The organism is Pseudomonas sp. TH07, assembly GCF_016651285.1.
Classification (GTDB): Bacteria; Pseudomonadota; Gammaproteobacteria; order Pseudomonadales; family Pseudomonadaceae; genus Aquipseudomonas.
Map to the genome: position 1 here is coordinate 6,143,913 of NZ_JAEKED010000001.1, position 20,394 is coordinate 6,164,306.

Below are 20,394 nucleotides of genomic sequence, written 5' to 3' on the forward strand. Positions count from 1 at the left end.
CAACCGATGATCAAGCGGGTGAACCATGGAACTTCGAATCAACCAGAAGACCTATCAGGTCGATGCCGACGCCGATACGCCCTTGCTGTGGGTGATCCGCGATGACTTGGGCATGACCGGGACCAAGTACGGCTGCGGCCTGGCGCAATGCGGCGCCTGCTCGGTGCTGGTGGACGGCAACGTCGTGCGCTCCTGCGTCACGCCGGTGGCTGGCGTGGTCGGCCGCGAGGTCACCACCATTGAGGCCATCGAAGCCGATGAAGTGGGCAAACGGGTGGTCTCGACCTGGGTCGATCTGCAGGTCGCCCAGTGTGGCTACTGCCAGTCCGGGCAGGTCATGGCCGCCACCGCGCTGCTCAAACACAACCCCAAACCCAGTGATGCGCAGATCGAGGCGGCGATGGTCAACCTGTGCCGCTGCGGCACTTACAACGCCATTCATGCCGCCGTGCATGAACTTGCCGCCAAGGGAGATGCGTGATGAACGTTCATATCGACCCTTCACAGCACGCCTCGGCACTGGACCTGCACGAACCGATCAATGTTTCGCGCAGACGTTTTCTGACCGGTACCGCCGTCGGCGCACTGGTCCTCGGCTTTGGTCTGCCACTTGGTGCGACACGCGTGCAAGCTGCAGCAGCAACGGCGACGGCCGAGCGCGGCACGCAGGTCCCGGCGTTTCTCGAGATCCGCCCGGACAACCGCGTGCGCTTGCTCTGCCCGTTCATGGAAGGCGGACAAGGTACATTCACCGCAATGGCGCAGATCGTCGGTGAAGAACTGGATGCCGACCCGGCGACCTTTCTGGTCGAAGCCGCCCCGCCCGGCGAGGCCTATGTGGTGATGGAGAACGGCATGCGCATCACCGGCGGCAGCATGTCGGTGCGCATGAGTTACCCGGTCATGCGCCGCCTCGGTGCCCTTGCCCGCGCCATGCTGCTGCAGGCGGGCGCGCAGCAGCTTGGGGTGTCAGTGCACGAGTTGAGCACCGAGCCAGGCAAAGTCGTGCATGCCAAATCGGGGCGCTCGCTGGCCTACGGTGAACTGGCCGAACGCGCGATGGATCTGCCGGTTCCCGATCCGGCCTCCGTGCAACTGCGTGATCCGAGCACGTTCCGCTGGATCGGCAAACCGGTGAAGCGCATCGATGCTTACGACAAGTCCACGGGCAAGGCGCTTTACACCATCGATCTGAAGGTCGACGGCATGCTGCATGCTGCCGTGCAACATGCCCCGCGCCTGGGAATGACGGTGGGCAACCTGCGCAACGAAGACCAGGTCAAGGCGATGAAAGGCGTGCATTCCGTGCACCGTCTGCCGGGCGCCGTGGCGGTGGTCGCCGAGCGTTGGTGGCACGCCAAACGTGCCGTCGAGGCGATCCAGGTCGACTGGCAGGAGCCAACGGCCGACAGCAACGTGCGGCCGATGCCCGCCGACTTTTCCAGCGATGCCTGGTTCAAGCGCCTGGCTGAAGATAAAGGCCCCGCCAAAGATGATGAAAATGAAGGCGACGCGGCGTCGATTCTCAAGGGGACCAAGACCCGGGTCGACGCCACGTACCACAACCAATACTTGAACCACGGCCAACTGGAACCGCCTTCTGCACTGGCCCGATTCAATCCGGACGGCTCGCTGGAAGTCTGGTTGCCGAATCAGGCGCCGGACATGTTCCGTGCCGACATCGCCAAACGCACGGGCCTGGATCCGTCGCGCATCACCTTGCATTCGCCGCTGCTGGGCGGGTTCTTCGGCCGGCATTTTCTCTACGACTCGGCCAGTCCCTACCCTCAGGCGATCGCGCTGTCCAAGGCGGTTGGCCGTCCGGTCAAACTGATTTGGAGTCGTGAGGAAGAGTTCCTGCGTGATGTGCTCCGTCCCGTTGCCGCAGTGAATTTCCGCGCTGCGCTGGACAGCGACGGCTGGCCGCTGGCAATCGAAGCGATCAGTGCCACCGAAGGCCCGACCGAAGCCCTCGCTGGCAAGCAAGGTGAAAAGCTCGATCCGACGGCGCTTGAAGGGTTGTCGGGCAAGTCCTATGCGATCCCCAACAAGCGCATCGCACAGATCTACGTCAAAGGTCCGGCCATGCTCGGTTACTGGCGTTCGGTGGGCAATTCCCTCAACGACTTCTTCTATGAATCGTTCCTTGATGAACTGGCCGACAAGGGTGGCAAGGACCCGTTCGACCTGCGCCTGCATTTGCTGCGCGACAACACACGGCTGACCACGTTGCTGCAGGCGGTGGGTGAGCTGTCGGGCGGCTGGAAACGCGGGCCGTTTACTGCCGAGGATGGCAGCCGACGTGCGCGCGGCGTGGCCATGGCTTCGCCGTTCGGTACAGAGACGGCGGTGATCGCCGAGGTGTCCATCGAGAACGGCCAGGTCAAGGTGCACGACATCTGGCAGGCGATTGACCCGGGCAGCATCGTCAATCCGGCGATTGTCGACGCTCAGGTCAATGGCGCCGTGGCGCTGGGGCTGTCCCAGACGCTGGTGGAGGAGTCAGTGTGGATTGATGGCAAACCCCGGGCGCGCAATTACGATTTGTATCCGATCCTGCCGCCTGCGCGGATGGCTCGGGTACACGTGCGGGTGGTCGAGAGCGGGGAAAAAATGGGCGGTATCGGCGAACCGCCGTTGCCCGCCGTGGCGCCCGCCGTCGCCAATGCGGTGGCAAGGCTAACCGGCCAGCGGGTGCGCAGCCTGCCCATGAGCCGACACACCTTCACCTGATCAGCGCCGGAGCGTTCATGAATAACAGTCGATTCGCAAGAACCGCTGGCTGGCTGGGGGTGCCGTGCCTGGTCGCGGCAGGCCTGCTGACCTGGTACGCCACCCGCGAGCCTGTCTCGCGCCTTGAAAACCATCCGATCGCCGTGGCCGACATCGACCCCGCGCTAGTCGCCCGCGGCGAATACGTCGCCAGACTCAGCGATTGCGTGGCCTGCCACAGCGTGCCGGGCGGTGCACCATTCGCTGGCGGACTGGAAATGGCCACGCCGCTGGGCGCGATCCATGCGACCAATATCACCCCGGACACGGAAACCGGCATTGGCCACTACAGCCTGGCGGACTTTGACCGGGCCGTGCGCCACGGCGTGGCGCCCGAGAGTCGCCGTCTGTATCCGGCGATGCCCTACCCGTCCTACGCCAAGCTCAGTGACGATGACGTGCGTGCGCTGTATGCGTTCTTCATGAAAGGCGTGGCGCCGGTGAAACAGGCGAACATCCCAAGTGCGATTCCGTGGCCCCTTAACCTGCGTTGGCCGATTGCACTGTGGAACGGTGTGTTTGTCGACGCCGAGCCTTATGTGGCCAAACCGTCGCAGGATGACGTGTGGAACCGTGGCGCTTACCTCGTTCAAGGCGCAGCGCACTGCGGCAGTTGCCATACCCCGCGTGGCCTGGCGTTCAACGAGAAGGCACTGGATGAATCCGGCACGCCGTTCCTCGCGGGTGCCTTGCTTGATGGCTGGTACGCGCCGAGCCTGCGGGATGATCACAATACTGGCCTGGGCCGCTGGAGCGAGCCGGAGATCGTGCAGTTCCTCAAGACCGGTCGCAACAAACACGCGGTGGTCTACGGTTCGATGACCGAAGCCTTCAACAACTCCACGCAATTCATGACCGATGACGACCTGACGGCCATTGCCCGCTATCTCAAGTCATTGCCCGGCGACCGCCAGCGCGACGGGCAGCCTTGGCAGTATCAAGAGGCCTCGGCAGCGACGCGTCTGAATGCCCCTGGCACCCACACCTACGAGACGCTCTGTGCTTCGTGCCACGGCCTGGACGGCAAGGGACAACCTGAATGGATGCCGCCGCTGGCGGGCGCCACCTCTGCACTGGCCAAGGAGAGCGCTTCGGCGATCAACATCACCCTGAATGGTTCGCAACGTGTGGTGGCTGCCGGCGTGCCGGACGCTTATCGCATGCCGGCCTTCCGTGAGCAGTTGTCGGATCAGCAGATCGCCGAAGTGCTGACCTTCATGCGCAGCACCTGGGGCAATCAGGGCAGTGCGGTTGATGCGCAGACGGTGGGCAAACTGCGTGAACACACCGACCCGGCCAGCAGCAGCCCGATCATCCTGCACATGCGCTAAGAGGAGATTTTGATGGAAAGCATCGACTTGCTGGTTCTGCGCACCGCGCGGGGCTGGCTAGCCGCCGGCGAGCGTGTATTGCTCGCCACGGTGGCGCGCACCTGGGGTTCTTCGCCACGCCCGACGGGGTCGATGATGGCCTTGCGTGACGACGGTCGCGTGGTGGGCAGCGTGTCAGGTGGCTGCATCGAAGACGATCTGATCCATCGCTATACCACGGCCCATGGCGGCAACGGTTTTCGCGACAGCGCGCCGCAAGTGGTGCGTTATGGCGTCAGCGCCGATGAGGCGCATCGCTTTGGCTTGCCCTGTGGTGGCACGCTTGAACTGATCCTTGAGTTCAACCCGTCGTGGCAGTCTCTTGACGCGTTGCTGGTGCAACTGGACGCCGGTCAACTGGTTCGCCGTCGCCTGGCGCTGGCGACCGGTCAGGTCGCACTTGAGTCGACCGCGACGCCGGAGCAATTCAGCTTCGATGATTCGCAGATGCTCAATACCCTGGGGCCAGGCTATCGGATGCTCATGATCGGTGCCGGTGCGCTGGCCGAGTATCTGGCCACCATGGCGTTGTTCAATGGTTTCAAGGTGGCGGTGTGCGATCCGCGTCCCGAGTACATCGAGACCTGGGCGGTAGACGGCGTGGAACGCATCGTTGGCATGCCGGATGACGTGGTACGGGACTTCGCGGTGGATCTGCGCACCTGCATCGTCGCGTTGAGCCATGACCCCAAACTCGATGATCTGGCCCTGCTCGAAGCCCTCCACGGCCCAGCATTCTACATCGGCGCCATCGGCTCGCGGCGCAACAGCCAGCTGCGCCGCGAACGCCTGATCGAGCATTTTGGTGAGACCGAGGCGTCGCTTGAACGCCTGCACGGGCCAATCGGCCTCTACATTGGCAGTAAGACGCCTGCAGAAATCGCCGTCAGCGTGATGGCCGAGATCCTTGCGGCCAAGAATGGCGCGAGCTTGCCGAGTGGGCTCAGCATCGCCCAAGCTAAACAGTCCATCGAGTCTGTGGCGTTATCCTCGTAGAGCTATGCCTGGTTGCCGATGCCCAGCGCCTATTCCTCAACACTCCTGCAGCGCAAACCCACAGTAGTCACTGAAGCCTTGAGCCGCTTCGTTGAGTCGCTGGCGCACACGAGCCAATTATTGGCTGGCAGAGTGACGCTACCCGCGAAAGCTGGGCTGCCGGGTATACGCGCAAGGCTTGCTACTGGCGCGAGTTGCGATATCGAGCCCCCCTATGAAGCGCAATCCCGATAGTGCTGCTGGTACTCCGCCCGTGTCCCAAGATGATCCGTCCACTGGCGAACAGGTTCAGCCTCTTGCTTGGTCAGCTTCATCTGTTCCAATTCATCATGAAGCAGGAACACAAAATCCTCTTCGTCCTGTATCTGCCGCACGTCATGCAGGGTCCAGTGATGCTCGCTAATCAAATGGAGCCGGACCTGGTCCATGGCTTCCAGTCTGGCCCAGATTGCCGTATCGCCTTCGAGCATCCGCCCGGCGAAACACTTGAGCTTGTACAGTCCGAGTGCCATACGGGTGTGCTGATCGCCCGGCAACTCTTCCCAGCGGAGACTGGGATTTTCAATCAGCAGTTTCTCGTACTTATCAAGCGCTGCCATCCATTCACGGTGGTGGTTGAATTCTTGAACCATATGCCGGGTCTCCGCGACAGTCCTTTCGAGTGAAATCAAAACGATATAAGGCTTCAGAAGCGCCCACTGATCCCCAGCAAAGGCCCCTTCTGGACGATGTCGTAGACGAAGCCATCATGGCGATAATTCACCCCCATCGCCCGGTAACCGACCACCGCCGAAAAGCCGGGCAAAAATTCCCAGCCTGCCAGCGCTGCCAGATCCCAGTCTTCCCGAGACTGCCCGGCGCCCGCCATCCCCCAGGACGACAACCAGAATCGATCGTTCACCGCATAGTGCCCACGCAGGCCCGCCATGGCGTCTGCCCAGGTCGCATTATCAGAGCCCGATAAGCCACCAAGCGGTCCACCATGGAAGCTGAGGGTGGTACCGCTGTACCAGACGCGTACGCCACCGGCGACTTCCAGTCGACGGGTTTCATCGCCCAACACTGTGTAGCCGCCACCCAGGAACCCGGAGGCGGTCTTGCTTTGCACCTCAAGTTTGGCGCCCCCGGGCAAGCGGTTGCGGGTGTCGGTGTCGATGTACATCAGGTCGGCGAGCACGCTGTAGGGACCCCGACGCGCCTCCCCCATCAGCATCACCGACATATCGACCGTCTTGGCGATATCGGAAAAATCGGATTTTATGAACTGGGTTCCAGTGCTGCTATGACCCACGTGTCCACGAATGCCTGCGCCCCATACATAAGGTCCGCCGTTGAACGTCCAGTCATCGTTGTCTGCCGCCATGGCGGGCCCGACGCAGATACAGGCGCTAGCCAGTAGGGCCAGACGTGCGTGCTTTCGCAGCAGAGCCGAGGGAGGGTTGTCACGGTACATGATGGTGCTTCCCCCGATCAGTGCTGAGTCAGCGAGAGCGCCACGCCCTCGGCCGCACAGTCCTCTGCAGGCTTCAAACCGGCTTTTTGCGCGGCCTTGACCTCTTCCTTCGCGGCCGCCAGATCCGCCAGGAATGCCGGATTGCTATGCAAGCTTGCTACCGTCGCAGCACCCATGATGCGGCCTGCATCGACGTCGCTCTGCCAGTGTGCGTTGCAGATGATTCGGCTCTGGCCGAATGACAACCCGCGGGTCATCAACTCGGTTGCACGTTCAGGTTGAATCTCGGCCAGCAACAGGCCCCAGGCCCAACCGGCGGCGGAGTGGCCGGAAGGCCAGGAACCATCCGTGCGCAACAGCGGTTCCATGTCTTTGCGACAGGTTCCTTCGTTGTGTGCCACGAAGGGACGGGTGCGGTTGTAGGCATTCTTCCCGGCATAGGTGGAGCCTCCCGCATCGGTCAGGGTGCGCTGCATCAGGGTGTAGAGATGCGGTGTACTTTTCTCGCTGATCGGGGTGCCCATCGCGCAGGAGAATGCGTTGGCCGGGCCCGGGAATGACAGCTCTGCATCCGCCGCGGCGAGTTTTTCCCGCGCCGTACCGCGTAGTGACACTGCTGCTCGCCGAGCCTCCTCATCCCGTGCAAGCGCCGCAGAGTCGGGCTTAGGTGGGGCGCCCAGCAACGCCAGGCGCAGCGGCAAGTCTGCCGAGTTCAGATAACCCGGAGCCAGCTTGAAGTGAGGGTCAGTAACCTTTGTGGCCGCGTCATCGGCAAGCACCAGTCCCGACCAGAGCAGGCTGGCCAGCCCCAACTGCTTATGTACTGTTTTCATCGAGTGTTCCCTTATCAAAACCGGTAAAGGGCATTCAGATAGGCGCCTGCGCCCACGTTTTCACCCGTCAGCGGGCTGTTGCGGGCATCAGAGACCAGCGCGTAGGTCTTGATGCCGCCTTCCAGTGCCAACTGTGGTTGCCATTGCCACGTGAGGCCCAGCTTCAAGGTCACGTCACGCATGCCGCCACCCGGGTGGTACTCGTCGAAGCCGGTGCGCGCAGCTTGTTGGGCGGTGACGCCGAAGCGCGCCATCATGTCTTTCTCATTGCTCCAGGTGCCGTACAGCGTCGAGTCCAGGGTCAATGTTGAAGACAGCGCGTATGCAGTGGCGAAACCGGCTTCCAGAAACGCGGTACGCCCCAGGCTCTCGCCACCGTAGTCGCGGCTCTGGCTGGCTTGCAGGCCCCGAACAAACAGACGACCGGCCGGCAGAACCCAATACGCTTCCGCTCCAACAAGAGCGGTGCTGTCCAGGTTGCCCATGCCCTTCAGGTAGTCATCTCGACCGCCCAGAGTGTGGATTCTTTCCTTGCGTCCCTGGTCGTAACCCAGCAACAGGGCGATGCCGAAAGGCGACAACCCCGGCAAGTCCCAGCGCAGTCCGTCCGGGAAGGCTGCGGTGAACTTGCCCCAGTTTTCAGTAGGCAAAACCGCTTTGAGTTTCAGTGACGGGAACGAGGCGTAGTGTGAGGAACCTTCATACAGCGGGCCAACGGCGAGTCCGCCACCCACGGTCACGGAGGGTTCACCTGAATCGTCTGCGTGAACAGGCAACACCATCGAAAACGCAAGGGTCGCACTTATCATGAGCGTCGCTTGATACTTGAAAAAGTTTGAACCGCCGGTGGTGGTCATCGTTTCCTTCCTTTGGTGTAAACAACACGTATTGATGGGCGTTTATGCCGAGTTATAAACATCAGGCGTGATGAATCAGAGCGCGACGGGCTGCGGCTTCGGGAAGCGCCATTGGCCATTCAGTATTTGTTCGCTCGGCTGATAAAGCCTGACGGTGTAGTTCCAGCCAGGTGGGGTAGGCAGGCAATTAGCGATACTCGCGTCGCAACCGCCGAACTGGATAACAATCGAGCCGTCCGCACTTTTTTTGGCGGTGAGGTTGTTCAACGAATAGGCGTCAAAGGGGTTCTTCTGGAAATAACCGTCGGCGTTATAAACACTGACCGACCAAAAGCTCTTGACCGGTACATCTCCAACTGTGAGCCGGTAAACGGTTTTCCCATCGTTCTCAGGCATCACGCCGCCGAGGTAGATAGCGTCCTTGGCTGGGTTCCCACCCCACCCCGTTGCTGTGCCGATCAAATGATGGATTGAATTGACCGTGCCCTTGGGGCCAAAGGATTGGTTGTAGTCAGGAATCGTCGAACCCAGGACCTCCAGGGCCTCACGCACCTTTGTCTGGCTCGCCTGGTCCCACTTAGGTACTACAAACTCCCCCACCCTGGCCTGGCTGACCGTGATTGCATCCTGCAGTGCATGTACCTGTTCAAGGTCTTGGCGATCTGCGGGATCGAAGAACGTGCGCACAGCAACAAATACATAGCGTGTGCCGACGGCCTCTTTGGTCAGTGTCCGACTCCCGGCGCCGTACGTAACGAAGGGCACGTAGTGATCTTCATTGATCATCGCCATCGATATGAACCGCCCGCCAGACTCTGGCAAGGTGATGGTGACGGGGCCTGCATCGAGATCGAACACGGCTGACGAATAGAGTGTGTCCCGATTCATCCGGACCACATTCTGGGCGTCGATGGGTACCGCTTCGCGGCTGTGAACAAACCGGCCCAAACTGCCACTCGCCACCATTTTCCCCAAGTAGAGGTCGGACTCGGCACGGATAAAGTTATCGACACCCACCGGTATCGCCGCCTCTGGCGATGACTGAGCGTTAGCACTTCCAGCAGCGACCAGCGCCATGGCAAAGATGCTGGCCGTGGATGAATGGGACATTTGAACCCCTTGATTTTATTAGTTGGCGTTGATTTTTTGACTGTATAAGAACGCCTTGGCGCAAACTTGCCATTTGGTGCCAAAAGCAATGCGAGCGCGTACGAGAAAGCCGCCGCGCAAAGAGGCCAATTTTTTGGGAGAGGGCTTAAACGAGGATGTTCCGGTCTTGTTTCAAGAGGGCGCGATACTGAGACGGCGGGCTTCCCGTCCAACGCTTGAAGGCGCGCGTAAAGTGCGCTGGATCGCTGTAGCCGACCATGTAGGCAATTTCGGTCGCGCTGTATCTGCCGCAGGCAATCAACTGCAGGGCTTCACTGCGACGGGTCTCGTCACGTAAAGCGTCGAAGTCGATGCCGCAATATTCGAGGCGCCGCTGCAGGGTTCGAGCAGACAGTCCAATCTTTCTTGAAACAGTGACAAGTTTGGAAAGTTCCTGATTCGCGATCTGCTGGACGAGCACGTCAGCGGTGTCAGCTGTCGACTTCAAGGCTTGGGTGGTTTTCCAGGCAACATCTCGAACAGGCTGCAGGGGAATCTCGAGCAACTCACGATCAAATTCGATCATGTTGTACTCAGCGTTCATGACCAGGTTCGGGCCCAGGTACTCTTCAAGCGCCTCGTCGCCTCGCTCTCTCGAGTTTTTTAGATACACCCGTATAGCGCCGGGCGCGCCGGACATGAGCGGCACTTTTCTAAGCACCGCCAGAGTGCCGAAAATGACCTGCTTCGGATCAGCCCCGTGGTGCCCGGTAAAATGTTGGATCAGTTTCGCCGTGCGGCCTTCGGTGACAATTTTTACTTCGCTTCCCTGATGCACCAGGTTCGTATGGACCGCCGCCGCTGCACACGCCTGAGCGAGGTTGGTCGAGCCCAATATCAACTCGCCCCACATGCCGGTTGAGCGCACATCGGTCAGGTGCCCAATCATCGCTCCGCCGAAGGGGTCCTGTGCGACGGCAGCCATTTCATTGGCGATATGAAAGCAGGCCGCTCGCGATACCCAAGCTTCAGGGTTTTGAAAAACATGCGGGGAAATACCAAAGCGCCGAAAGAACTCCAGTGGCGACACCCCGCGCATACTCAGATAGGGGGCAATTTGCCTGAGTGTGCTGAGCTTGATGGCTGGCGTCGCATTCGTCATGGATATCCGCACCCTTTTTTAAAGGCAATGCTCTTGAAAACCGTCTGGTTATCACGCGGATAAACACTAGCAAATTTTTTACCAAACTCGCGCTTATAAGCGCGTCTTAACCACCATGGTCGATCCAGAGCGAATGGCCGGACAGATGGCAGCGCAGGTATTAGAAGAGAAAGGGGCCCGTCGGTAAGTGCTCAGAACCCGCACCGAAGTGTGGGAAATGGATGGCATGACGATCACCGGCCAGCGCACCAACGGAAGCATATTCAAACATCGCTGACCACGACGCATACCGGGCGCGGCTCGACACTGCACAGCTCGCACTAGCGAACCACACACCAGGGGTGCGTGAGACGAAAAAGCCCCGTGCGGGCTGGCTACCCGTCATCGAAACGTCATTCTTCTAGCGCAATTGGTAAACCAGAACGGCTTCAGCCAGATCGATGTCGCTGACTGTACCCATCGCATTCTGAGTCCGTAAAACCTCGAATGCCGCCTCCAGGTTTGCGCCTCTAATAACGCCATCACTCGCGACGAAAGCTGCAGCATCATTGCGAGCGGCAACTATCTTTCGGTCGCCTCTGTTTGAACTATTCCGACTACTTTCTTGACTGTCTTCGGTCAGCGTCACGGGGAAAAGCGTCACAGCAAGGCTCGATGAAACAATCGCTCCAAAGGCCGAGACTTCGACCGCCCTGCCATCACCCGCAATGGCGGGAAAACTGCACGAAAAACCGAGCACAAGCACAACAATCAGTTTGCGCAAAATCCACTCCACAGGTGTGTTTCATCCTTTGGGGGCTGAATCTACCGCCTTCCTGCCCAGGCATCCAGCAATGCTGCTCCGCTTAAGTGAGCAGCATTACTTAGTGATGCCGGCCTTGTGGTTTAACCCTCGCGCAGTTGCCCTTCAATAGCGGAACTTGCCGCCATGAATGTCCTGCAGCACCTGCTCGGTCACGCGCACGTAGGTTTCGGTGCCCGGTAGCCAGGCGTAGACCGGGTCTTCGCCGGTTTGGCTGGGGTCGAAGGCTTCGGTCTTTAGCTTGGTTTTCTGGTATTTGAACGTGCCGGTGGTTTCCATGCAGGTCTTGATGCGCAGGAACATCGGGACCGCGTAGTGAGGCATCTGGCTTTTGACGAAGCGCAGCAAGTCGCAAAAGTCCAGTTGCTCCAGCGGGGCCGTTGGGGTGATGGCGGCCATGCCGGCGCGACCGTTGGTGTTTTTGATTTCCACACCGTAGGCCACGGCTTCGGCGATGTGGGGGTGTTGCACCATGATGTTTTCGACTTCGGTGGTGGAGACGTTTTCGCCCTTCCAGCGGTAAGTGTCCCCCAGGCGGTCGACGAATTGAGCGTGGCCAAAGCCGATATCGCGAATCAAGTCGCCGCTGTTGAAGTAGCGATCACCCTTTTCGAAAACGTCGTACAGCACTACTTTTTTGTTCTTCTCCGGATCGGTGTAACCGTCGAACGGGGCGTTGTCGTCGATCTTGGCCAGCAACAAGCCTTGGCCACCCTTGCCGACTTTCTGCATGAAACCGTTCGCGCCGCGCCGCGGCTCACCGGTGTCGTGTTCGTACTCCACCAGCGACCAGGTGTTGAGAGCAAAGCCGATGGTGTTGTCGAAATTAAGGATGTTGGTAAAGCCGATGTTGCCGTCACTGGCGGCATACAACTCGCAGACCCGCTCGATGTTGAAGCGAGTCTTGAAGTCGATCCACACGCCTGGGCGCAGGCCGTTGCCAATCATCTTCACCACCGGGTTGTCGCCATCGTTGCGCGCGGGAGGCTGGTCGATCAGGTAACGACACAATTCACCGACGTAGCAAATGGTGGTGGCCTTGAATTTGCGCGCGTCATCCCAGAACTGACTGGCGCTGAATTTGCGGCGGATGGCGAAACCCGAGGCGCCGGCCAATGCCGAGCCCCAGCTCACGCACAGCCCGGTGCCGTGATAGAGCGGCAAGGTGCAATAGACGATGTCATCGGGGCGCATATCCAGGGCGATCATGCCGAAGCTGCCGTAGGCTTTCATCCAGCGCCCATGCTTGAACACCCCAGCCTTGGGCAAACCGGTGGTACCGGAGGTGTAAATGTAGAAGCAAGCGTCGTCGAAATAGACCTGCTGGGTGCTCGCCGGATTGGCGGTGGAGTGCTCTTCACTGACGCGGGTCAGGTTGACGTAACCCTCGGGCGCGATGCCCGCATCGCGAGTGGTATCGGTGTCAGCCAGGAAGAACGTGCTCAGCTCATCGATGGCGATGTCGTTACGCACCGCGTCAAAGGATGGCACCAACTCTTCGCCGACGATAATCGCCGAGGGATTGACCAGGTTCAAACTGTGGATCAGGACGTTTTTGGTCTGCGAGGTGTTGAGCATGGCGCAGATACCGCCGATCTTGCTGACGGCCAGCACGCTGACCAGCAATTCCGGGCGGTTTTCAATAAAGATGCCGACCACGTCGCCTTTTTTCAGGCCACGGGCAAGTAAGTAATGGGCGAAACGGTTGGCCCACTGGTTGACCTGTTCATAACTGAAACGATTGTCCTTGTAGAGCAGCGCCGGTCCCTGAGGGTTGCGCGCAACCGCCTGTTCGAAGGCCCAACCCAGGCCGCAGGGCTGATCGACCTTGAGCTTGGACGCTTTGACTCCCCTGACGAGCCGAGGAATGGCTCGGGTGATCGAGGGGATTTTGCGCAGCATCATGCCCCAGGTAATCATGTCGCTATTGCTACTCATGGCACCTCCTAGTGGATTGACCGTGGCAGCCAGGCGGTTCGACAAGCGCCATGACCAACCGATCGTTTTTATTGTTGTGCACGCCATGTAAAAAAGTCCTCACGCAGCGGGGTGCGCGAGGACGCCTGTTGCCAAGACTTAGAACTCGTCGGCGACCGACTCGAGGATCTTGCCCATCAAGTAAACCGTGGTGCGTGCGACTTGTTTGACCGCCTCTTTTTCTTCGTCGGTCTCGACCCAGCGGTCGATGGCTGCGTTGACTTGCTCGGAGTGTTTCTCGTCGATGATCGCGTGGGCGACGAAGAAGGTCAGTTCTTTATCGGTCAGCTTGAGATGGTTTTTGCATACGTCCATCAATGGCTCGAGGTGCTCGTAGCAGTCTTCGGCCCAGAAGCTGTAGCCCAGCCGTGGAATGATGCCGCGGCATACAGAGACGAAATCCAGGTAGCCGTAGAACGCTTCGGTGGCCGGCAGCATTGGTTTTTCGAACTCGGACTTGTCGACGCCAATGGCGATCAGGTCGTTGTACGCCATGTTTTCATGGCCCAGTTCTTCCAGCGCATGCTTCATCGCAAAGCGCAGCAAGCCGACCTTTTTGTGGTCCTGGTTCCAGCACGCCACCGCTTGGTTGATCGCGTTGTTCTTGGTGTAGTGATACACCTGAACAATCGACTTGATGTAGAGCTCACGCTGCAACTCTGGGCGCTTCATCATCTGGAAAAAACGGCCGACCTTGATCTTTTCCCATTCGGCATCACAGACGGCTTTCAGCTCTTTGCGAAACTCGGTCACTTCAGTCATTTCACTCTCTTCCTTGGGGGGTTGATAAATCGCTTATGACGCTTTTTTTACTTTCAGGCGAACACGGACTTACAGGCGCAACACGGACTTAATGATGTAGATGAATTTGGAGAAGAACCCCAAGCCTTCGATAGTGTCCCAGTGTTCCATCAGCACACCGTTCTCCACACGATAAATATCGATCACCTTGTAATTCACGGTGAAGAACTTGTGCTTGGCCCAATGTTTGGCATACAGGAACACATAGTCGCCTTCCGCACAGACCCGTTCAATGCTGGTACCCGACTCGGGGAACGTCTTGAAGAACTGCGTAAAGTAGGTCTTGAAGCCTTCCCGGCGCGGCGGAATAAATACGTTATTGTGTTGTACATATTCCTCGGCAATCAATGTATCGGCGACCGCCAGTTCACGCTGGCCAAACATGCGCTCGTAAAACTCGATAACCACTTCTTTGTTCCTGGCTTCCATCTTGGATCAACCTCAATGTTGTCGTTATTTGGGGATGCTCATACCGCCAGTGAGTGCATAGCGGTACGGGCGGCCAAGGTGTAGCGAATCAAGTCATCAACGTCCTTCAGGTCTGCGGGGCAGCTTTGCAGGCCGAAGAAAGGCGTGACCGACGGCAACAGATCGCCTTTGTACAGGGCGTAGTAATGATCGCCGCGAGCCTTGATTTGGAAGAAAATACCGTCCTGATCAAAGACGAAGCTGTCAAACTTTGGCGCAAGCCTCGGCTTTACGTAGGTGATGAACGTTTTGTAGCCGCCTTCCAGGGCGACCAGCGAGGCGCCAGTCATGGCCAATCCGTTGACCACGTTCTTGACCGGGGAATGCTTGTCGACAATAAGTCGCGAGAGTTCAACGCATTCACGCTCGTAATTGGGCCCGGAGAACTGCACCAGTTGTTCATGGCTGATGAACTCGCCCGACTCATGAGGGAAAGGCGTAATACGCTGGGTGCCGATAATTTCACCGTCATAATAAAAGGCAAACACGTAAGAACGGGAATCGTATTCATCCAGGCAGACGCTTTCATCGACCGAGTTACCAAACAGCGTTTTGTAGTAAATCTTTCGTTGCCCGTACAACCGACTGCGGGCACGAGACAGCTCGATAAACTGTGCAGGAGTAACCACTTGCCTGACTTTAACCTTGTCAGACTGACACAACTCTTGAAGTACTGAATCATAGAAACTGTAGATGGCCGATCCGGCTGAATCATCTTTTACCAACTGCATACTTGCCGAAGGCAAGGCAGCCTTATTACTGGCGAGTGACGGCATGAGAACCCCCTTCTTGTTGTGATCTGTAGTATTTAGTTCAGCCCAGCGCAACTTAAGTTTCCACAGTACAATACATAGCTTCGCCTCCTTGCGTAGACACCTACAAGTTGATGATTTACGGACTGCGCACAGCAAGGCACCCAACCCTCTTATTACGGGCGTGCCTTTAAACTAAAAGAAACTTACAGTTAAACCGGTGGCAGCGCGGTCAAGGCTCGACGGATCTGCTCTGCGCGCTCGCCCAACACTTGGGGCGTCGCGAGTGGCAGGTCCGCATGCCCCAGGTTGAAACCATCACCGACAAAGCGGGCCAGCACATGCAGGTGTGCGTGCCCCACGGTTTGCCCAGCCACAGCGCCATCGCACAGCAGCAGGTTGATACCTTCACAGGGTTGTTCGTTGAGGCTCAAGCCGCTTTCACGCAGGGCGGCCGCCACCCGTTGACCCACACGCATCATGTGGCCACAGGTTTCAGGAGGGATATCACCCAGGCCACTTGCGTGGGCCTTGGGAATGACCAGGACATGGCCAGGAGTAATCGGCTGGATGGAGAGAAATGCCAGGCACTGCTCGTCTTCGTAGACAACGGCAGCCGGTGATTCTTTCTTGGCGATTGCACAGAAAATGCAGTTCACGGATAGCTCCCTCTATTGTTGTAGGTGCAAACCCGGTGAAGGCATGAAGATCCGGGATGCTACAGGCTGAATTCCATTGCAGACCCAACAGCGTTGACCGCACAGCTTGAGGGTGAAATTACGCTTGGCATTCCGCACCTGTACACGGGAGTTTTGAAATGTTTTGTATCCTGAATTCTTGAAAAACACTTAATTGATTGATTTAGCTGAGTTTTTTACGGGTGACTTTTGTATCCGTACCGATGCTCAAGGAGCGACCTCCCTGACACCCCACTCCTCCCCGCTTTCTATAACGTCCGTTGTGGTAGCCAACCCCCCGCCTCAGCCAGGTGCAAGGGCCTGCTTTTTTGACCGCCGAAACCAAAATCCCCTAGCCAAGCAGGCCCACTGTTTCGTTTGTGCGTGGTGGGAATTTCACAAGATCGAGAGGTCGTTTTCAGAGTTGCTTTAAGCGCATGGAATAGCACATGTGTGCTAGTTGACTCTTCGCTCCTGCGACAATCATAGTCCCGACTACTGCTGCCAATTTGACGCTGCAACGGGTCGCACGGCATCACTAGCGGCGTTGTTTGCCTGGGTAGTTCAACGCTCGAAGCTGATGATGATCGATGAAATGTATTATTTGATTTTTGGTCGTAATGAAGCTGACTTGATCTTTTAACTTCATCACCAAACGCTACGAGCATGGCAGCATCGTGCTGACCACAAACTATCGCCAGGGCAAGCCACTTGGTTGGCTGGTTAAATTTTTAGCGTGATGACTTAATTTCTTCATGCAAACAGATGTCAAATTTATATTCCAGGAGGTAGGACGCAGCATGTCAGAATTTTTAAGATTAAATAAAGGCGTCATAACACTCACATTGCTGCTCACAGCCTCCACTTCAGCGATAGCTGACAAAGCGAATCCCATTGGCGACTGGTGGAGTGTCTTTAGCACAGGCACGGGCAAAAACAACATAGTGTTTGTCGCCGATCTCACTTCCATGACGCCACGAAGTCAAGCGGCGGATGGGTTTCAGTCAGTAAACGTTAACCAGGTTTTCGCCGACCCAGCCAAGCCATTGGCGGATGTCTATTCAGTTGAAGTCCAGTGTTCCAAGCACAGAGCGCGCTTTCTTAAAGGAACATCAATAGAGAGAGCGAGCAACGCACGCCGGGATTTGAAAGTCTCCAATGAATGGCATACGTTGGATGACAAGGCGCTTTTATATACATTTGCCTTTGTGTGCAACCCCCAGGATCGAGTCTTCAACGGCATGCTGTCGTTGGGCAAGTTCGATCAGATGAAAATGCTTGGGATGATCACCGAGTTACAAGCACCGCCAAAGAGCCCAATGGAAGAGTTGGAGCAGATGCTAGACAACCCCCCACCCGCAAAGGCCAGATAAGTTAAAAACCATGACAAATAAATGGATTAAACCGCTTTCTTTAATACTGGCAATATCAAGCATAATGATCAGCAGTGGCTGTTCCGTCATTGCTCAAAATCGTTGGGAAGGTCGCGATGCCCAGGAGGCGCTTAATTTTTTTGGCAGGCCCGATACGATGAAGGCAACGCAAAGTCCTGACGCAGGCACACTTGTCGTAATGACGTGGTACAAATCATCTCAGTGGTCGACCACTGAAGCGGCCGGAACTTCCTTGACACCGGGAGCGAACGGTTTGACCTATACCGAGTATTACGAGAATGTCGGTCATAGTTCCGACTGCACACTTGAAGCGACGGTCAATAAAGCCAGAAAAATAGTGCTTTTCAAAATTCAGAATGGGGAAATATTTCACGGCAAATGCCAAAATATTCCTTATGTTCCCCCAAGCTTTTAGTATCTTTTATAGGTGCTGAAGGGATACCTGATAAATTTCATCCTTGGCTTTCCCGCTAATCCCAATAATGGTCTGGCGGGACGTCAGAAGTCTTTGCCCAGCTTTGACACGGATATGCCAATTTCCAATAACTGCAACACTTCCAGTTTGTTGACGTTGGGTCAACGACTCGTACTCCCGAGCTTTTCTCCTTGAGCTAGCGTACGGACAAGCCCGGTGTTCGTGCGTTCAAACAAAGATCCCGCTCAACTCGGCCACTGCCGTGCCACTCCCCATCTGCGTGACAGGGTCTTTTACGACTGGCTGTACAACACATCATGAATATGGCTAACGATTTAGTGAAATCAATTCATTTTCACTCAAGCATTGGCTCAGCATAAAATACGCCCTAATTACAGATAATACAAATATCACTGAGTATAAAGCCATAAAAATCAATGCTTTACCTCAGAAATTAAGGCGCAAGATTATAATGAGCAAAGAATTTACATTTACCATTAAAAGCATTTATTTCGACGAAAATTATCACCCCTCCGAAAATACGCGCATCACTACCAACTTTGCCAACTTGGCCAGAGGAAAGAGCCGCCAAGAGAATTTACGCAACACCCTGAGGATGATTGACAACCGCTTCAACGCCTTGGCGCATTGGGATAATCCCAAAGGCGATCGTTATACTGTCGAGCTTGAAATCATTTCCGTCGAGATGGATATCGATGTTGAGAGAAGTGGCAACGCCATCCCCCTGATTGAAATATTGAAAACAAACATCGTTGACCGAAAGACCAATGAACGCTTTGAGGGCATCGTAGGCAATAACTTCTCCTCTTATGTGCGAGATTATGACTTTAGCGTGCTGTTGTTGGGACACAACAAGGATCAGCCAGGATTCAGCACTCCGGATAATTTTGGAGATCTGCATGCAAAGCTATTCAAGAGTTTCGTAAACTCAAACACCTACAAAGACCACTTCAATAAACCGCCTGTCATATGCCTGAGCGTTTCGAGCAGCAAGACCTATCACCGGACTGAAAACCAGCATCCTGTATTGGGTATTGAATACCAGCAAGATGAATACTCCTTGACTGATGACTACTTCAAGAAAATGGGCTTGAAAGTTCGCTACTTCATGCCTGCAAACAGTGTCGCGCCTTTGGCCTTTTATTTTTCAGGCGACTTGCTTAGTGATTACACCAATCTTGAGCTAATCAGCACCATCAGCACGATGGACACCTTCCAAAAGATTTACCGCCCTGAGATTTATAATGCGAATTCAGCGGCCGGAAAATCCTATCAGCCTAGCTTGCAACACCAGGATTATTCATTAACGCTGATTGTTTATGATCGAGAAGAACGTAACCGCCTGGCTATTGAGCAGGGCAAGTTTGTTGAGGAAAACTTCATCAAACCCTACCAGACCGTTCTAGAGCAGTGGTCTGCCAATTACGCGCTTTGACTCATTAAAATCACAAGGTCATTTATCATGAAAAAACTATTGCCCACCTCCACTGCCGGCAGTTTGCCCAAACCCTCTTGGCTTGCACAGCCTGAGACACTCTGGTCACCCTGGAAATTGCAAAATGAGGAATTGATCGAGGGCAAACAGGATGCCTTGCGTTTGGCATTGCAAGAACAACAACAAGCCGGCATTGATATTGTCAGTGATGGCGAACAAACCCGCCAACACTTTGTAACTACGTTTATTGAACACCTCAGCGGCGTAGACTTTGAGAAACGCGAGACCGTTAGAATTCGTGATCGCTATGATGCCAGCGTACCGACGGTCGTAGGTGCGGTGACTCGACAAAAGCCCGTTTTTGTTGAAGATGCCAAGTTCCTGCGGCAGCAGACCACGCAACCCATTAAATGGGCGCTGCCAGGCCCCATGACGATGATCGATACGCTTTATGACAACCATTATAAAAGTCGCGAAAAACTGGCTTGGGAGTTTGCCAAAATCCTCAATCGGGAAGCCAGGGAATTAGAGGCTGCCGGTGTTGATATTATCCAATTTGATGAGCCCGCCTTTAACGTGTTCTTTGATGAGGTGAACGACTGGGGGGTGGCCACCCTGGAAAGGGCAATTGAAGGTCTTAAATGTGAGACGGCTGTTCATATTTGCTACGGCTATGGCATCAAAGCCAATACCGATTGGAAAAAGACTCTGGGGTCAGAGTGGCGACAATATGAAGAGGCCTTTCCCAAGCTGCAAAAATCCAGCATCGATATAGTTTCACTGGAATGTCACAACTCTCATGTGCCGATGGATCTCATTGAACTCATTCGAGGTAAAAAAGTGATGGTCGGGGCCATTGATGTGGCATCCAACACCATTGAAACACCCGAAGAAGTAGCCAATACCCTACGTAAAGCGCTTCAGTTTGTAGATGCCGACAAGCTCTATCCTTGCACCAACTGTGGCATGGCTCCCTTATCTCGCCGAGTTGCACGGGGCAAGCTGAGTGCGTTAAGTGCCGGAGCAGAAATTGTCCGCGGAGAGCTCTCGAACCCGTACTGAGCCAAAGTCGCAAGGGGGTGTACAGGGGGATTGATGCGGTCTTGAAAAACTACCGAGT

20 protein-coding genes are annotated in these 20,394 nt (G+C 56.3%); 8 read left to right on the plus strand and 12 right to left on the minus strand.

The window, feature by feature from the left end; all coding sequences use genetic code 11:
- Positions 1 to 25 precede the first annotated feature (25 nt).
- The 4 genes from JFU57_RS28025 to JFU57_RS28040 are packed head-to-tail and all read left to right on the plus strand — an operon-like array spanning position 26 to position 5,138.
- Positions 26 to 481 (plus strand): (2Fe-2S)-binding protein, encoded by a 456-nt coding sequence (locus JFU57_RS28025; protein WP_201131540.1) that lies wholly within the window; start codon positions 26 to 28, stop codon positions 479 to 481.
- Positions 481 to 2,733: a xanthine dehydrogenase family protein molybdopterin-binding subunit gene (locus tag JFU57_RS28030; RefSeq protein WP_201131541.1), complete on the plus strand. Its 2,253-nt coding sequence runs from the start codon at positions 481 to 483 to the stop codon at positions 2,731 to 2,733. Before JFU57_RS28025 ends, JFU57_RS28030 begins: the two co-directional genes overlap by 1 nt.
- Before the next feature lie 17 nt (positions 2,734 to 2,750).
- Complete coding sequence (locus JFU57_RS28035) at positions 2,751 to 4,103, plus strand: c-type cytochrome (protein WP_201131542.1); 1,353 nt, start codon at positions 2,751 to 2,753, stop codon at positions 4,101 to 4,103.
- 12 nt (positions 4,104 to 4,115) lie between these two features.
- A complete protein-coding gene (locus JFU57_RS28040) occupies positions 4,116 to 5,138 on the plus strand; it encodes an XdhC family protein (RefSeq protein ID WP_201131543.1) in 1,023 nt (340 codons plus the stop codon).
- 212 nt (positions 5,139 to 5,350) lie between these two features.
- Here the strand turns inward: JFU57_RS28040 and JFU57_RS28045 are convergent, their stop codons facing one another.
- The 12 genes from JFU57_RS28045 to JFU57_RS28100 form a co-directional block, all read right to left on the minus strand.
- Entirely contained in the window at positions 5,351 to 5,770 is a 420-nt protein-coding gene (locus tag JFU57_RS28045; protein WP_078468644.1) for a hypothetical protein, read from the minus strand.
- Between the two features lie 53 nt (positions 5,771 to 5,823).
- Positions 5,824 to 6,594, minus strand: coding sequence for a hypothetical protein (locus JFU57_RS28050; RefSeq protein ID WP_078468643.1), 771 nt, complete (start codon positions 6,592 to 6,594; stop codon positions 5,824 to 5,826).
- Positions 6,595 to 6,608: 14 nt separating this feature from the next.
- The gene (locus JFU57_RS28055) at positions 6,609 to 7,424 is read right to left on the minus strand and encodes an acid phosphatase (RefSeq protein WP_201131544.1); all 816 of its coding nucleotides are present in this window, start codon (positions 7,422 to 7,424) and stop codon (positions 6,609 to 6,611) included.
- A gap of 14 nt (positions 7,425 to 7,438) precedes the next feature.
- The gene (locus JFU57_RS28060) at positions 7,439 to 8,281 is read right to left on the minus strand and encodes a MipA/OmpV family protein (RefSeq protein WP_201131545.1); all 843 of its coding nucleotides are present in this window, start codon (positions 8,279 to 8,281) and stop codon (positions 7,439 to 7,441) included.
- A gap of 75 nt (positions 8,282 to 8,356) precedes the next feature.
- Positions 8,357 to 9,391: a DUF1254 domain-containing protein gene (locus tag JFU57_RS28065; RefSeq protein WP_201131546.1), complete on the minus strand. Its 1,035-nt coding sequence runs from the start codon at positions 9,389 to 9,391 to the stop codon at positions 8,357 to 8,359.
- Between the two features lie 145 nt (positions 9,392 to 9,536).
- The gene (locus JFU57_RS28070) at positions 9,537 to 10,532 is read right to left on the minus strand and encodes an AraC family transcriptional regulator (RefSeq protein WP_201131547.1); all 996 of its coding nucleotides are present in this window, start codon (positions 10,530 to 10,532) and stop codon (positions 9,537 to 9,539) included.
- 400 nt (positions 10,533 to 10,932) lie between these two features.
- A complete protein-coding gene (locus JFU57_RS33375; protein WP_242487560.1) occupies positions 10,933 to 11,295 on the minus strand; it encodes a DUF2388 domain-containing protein in 363 nt (120 codons plus the stop codon).
- A 144-nt stretch (positions 11,296 to 11,439) separates the two neighbouring features.
- Positions 11,440 to 13,272 carry a long-chain-acyl-CoA synthetase gene (locus JFU57_RS28080; protein ID WP_201131548.1) on the minus strand — a complete coding sequence of 611 codons (1,833 nt, stop codon included), beginning with the start codon at positions 13,270 to 13,272 and terminating at the stop codon, positions 11,440 to 11,442.
- A 138-nt stretch (positions 13,273 to 13,410) separates the two neighbouring features.
- A complete protein-coding gene (locus JFU57_RS28085) occupies positions 13,411 to 14,073 on the minus strand; it encodes an iron-containing redox enzyme family protein (protein ID WP_020297374.1) in 663 nt (220 codons plus the stop codon).
- A 69-nt stretch (positions 14,074 to 14,142) separates the two neighbouring features.
- On the minus strand, positions 14,143 to 14,520 hold the full coding sequence (locus tag JFU57_RS28090; protein WP_201131549.1) for an ester cyclase: 378 nt from the start codon (positions 14,518 to 14,520) through the stop codon (positions 14,143 to 14,145).
- Positions 14,521 to 14,579: 59 nt separating this feature from the next.
- Positions 14,580 to 15,356, minus strand: a complete 777-nt coding sequence (locus JFU57_RS28095; RefSeq protein ID WP_238596105.1) for a hypothetical protein — start codon at positions 15,354 to 15,356, stop codon at positions 14,580 to 14,582.
- A gap of 188 nt (positions 15,357 to 15,544) precedes the next feature.
- Entirely contained in the window at positions 15,545 to 15,991 is a 447-nt protein-coding gene (locus tag JFU57_RS28100; protein ID WP_078468635.1) for an HIT family protein, read from the minus strand.
- Positions 15,992 to 16,809: 818 nt separating this feature from the next.
- On the opposite strand from JFU57_RS28100, the gene JFU57_RS28105 reads away from it, so the two are divergent.
- The 4 genes from JFU57_RS28105 (at position 16,810) to JFU57_RS28120 (ending at position 20,336) form a co-directional block, all read left to right on the plus strand.
- A complete protein-coding gene (locus JFU57_RS28105) occupies positions 16,810 to 17,382 on the plus strand; it encodes a hypothetical protein (RefSeq protein WP_201131550.1) in 573 nt (190 codons plus the stop codon).
- A 10-nt stretch (positions 17,383 to 17,392) separates the two neighbouring features.
- On the plus strand, positions 17,393 to 17,818 hold the full coding sequence (locus JFU57_RS28110) for a hypothetical protein (RefSeq protein WP_078468633.1): 426 nt from the start codon (positions 17,393 to 17,395) through the stop codon (positions 17,816 to 17,818).
- 472 nt (positions 17,819 to 18,290) lie between these two features.
- Positions 18,291 to 19,274 carry a DUF1852 domain-containing protein gene (locus tag JFU57_RS28115; protein WP_201131551.1) on the plus strand — a complete coding sequence of 328 codons (984 nt, stop codon included), beginning with the start codon at positions 18,291 to 18,293 and terminating at the stop codon, positions 19,272 to 19,274.
- A gap of 27 nt (positions 19,275 to 19,301) precedes the next feature.
- Positions 19,302 to 20,336, plus strand: a complete 1,035-nt coding sequence (locus JFU57_RS28120; RefSeq protein WP_078468631.1) for a methionine synthase — start codon at positions 19,302 to 19,304, stop codon at positions 20,334 to 20,336.
- Positions 20,337 to 20,394: the final 58 nt, after the last annotated feature.

Excerpts from the sequence above, each read along its gene's own strand:
- JFU57_RS28025 (WP_201131540.1), top strand. The coding sequence starts at position 26 with ATGGAACTTCGAATCAACCAGAAGACCTATCAGGTCGATGCCGACGCC.
- JFU57_RS28030 (WP_201131541.1), top strand. The coding sequence starts at position 481 with ATGAACGTTCATATCGACCCTTCACAGCACGCCTCGGCACTGGACCTG.
- JFU57_RS28035 (WP_201131542.1), top strand. The coding sequence starts at position 2,751 with ATGAATAACAGTCGATTCGCAAGAACCGCTGGCTGGCTGGGGGTGCCG.
- JFU57_RS28040 (WP_201131543.1), top strand. The coding sequence starts at position 4,116 with ATGGAAAGCATCGACTTGCTGGTTCTGCGCACCGCGCGGGGCTGGCTA.
- JFU57_RS28045 (WP_078468644.1), bottom strand. The coding sequence starts at position 5,770 with ATGGTTCAAGAATTCAACCACCACCGTGAATGGATGGCAGCGCTTGAT.
- JFU57_RS28055 (WP_201131544.1), bottom strand. The coding sequence starts at position 7,424 with ATGAAAACAGTACATAAGCAGTTGGGGCTGGCCAGCCTGCTCTGGTCG.
- JFU57_RS28060 (WP_201131545.1), bottom strand. The coding sequence starts at position 8,281 with ATGACCACCACCGGCGGTTCAAACTTTTTCAAGTATCAAGCGACGCTC.
- JFU57_RS28065 (WP_201131546.1), bottom strand. The coding sequence starts at position 9,391 with ATGTCCCATTCATCCACGGCCAGCATCTTTGCCATGGCGCTGGTCGCT.
- JFU57_RS28070 (WP_201131547.1), bottom strand. The coding sequence starts at position 10,532 with ATGACGAATGCGACGCCAGCCATCAAGCTCAGCACACTCAGGCAAATT.
- JFU57_RS28080 (WP_201131548.1), bottom strand. The coding sequence starts at position 13,272 with ATGAGTAGCAATAGCGACATGATTACCTGGGGCATGATGCTGCGCAAA.
- JFU57_RS28085 (WP_020297374.1), bottom strand. The coding sequence starts at position 14,073 with ATGACTGAAGTGACCGAGTTTCGCAAAGAGCTGAAAGCCGTCTGTGAT.
- JFU57_RS28095 (WP_238596105.1), bottom strand. The coding sequence starts at position 15,356 with ATGCCGTCACTCGCCAGTAATAAGGCTGCCTTGCCTTCGGCAAGTATG.
- JFU57_RS28105 (WP_201131550.1), top strand. The coding sequence starts at position 16,810 with ATGTCAGAATTTTTAAGATTAAATAAAGGCGTCATAACACTCACATTG.
- JFU57_RS28110 (WP_078468633.1), top strand. The coding sequence starts at position 17,393 with ATGACAAATAAATGGATTAAACCGCTTTCTTTAATACTGGCAATATCA.
- JFU57_RS28115 (WP_201131551.1), top strand. The coding sequence starts at position 18,291 with ATGAGCAAAGAATTTACATTTACCATTAAAAGCATTTATTTCGACGAA.
- JFU57_RS28120 (WP_078468631.1), top strand. The coding sequence starts at position 19,302 with ATGAAAAAACTATTGCCCACCTCCACTGCCGGCAGTTTGCCCAAACCC.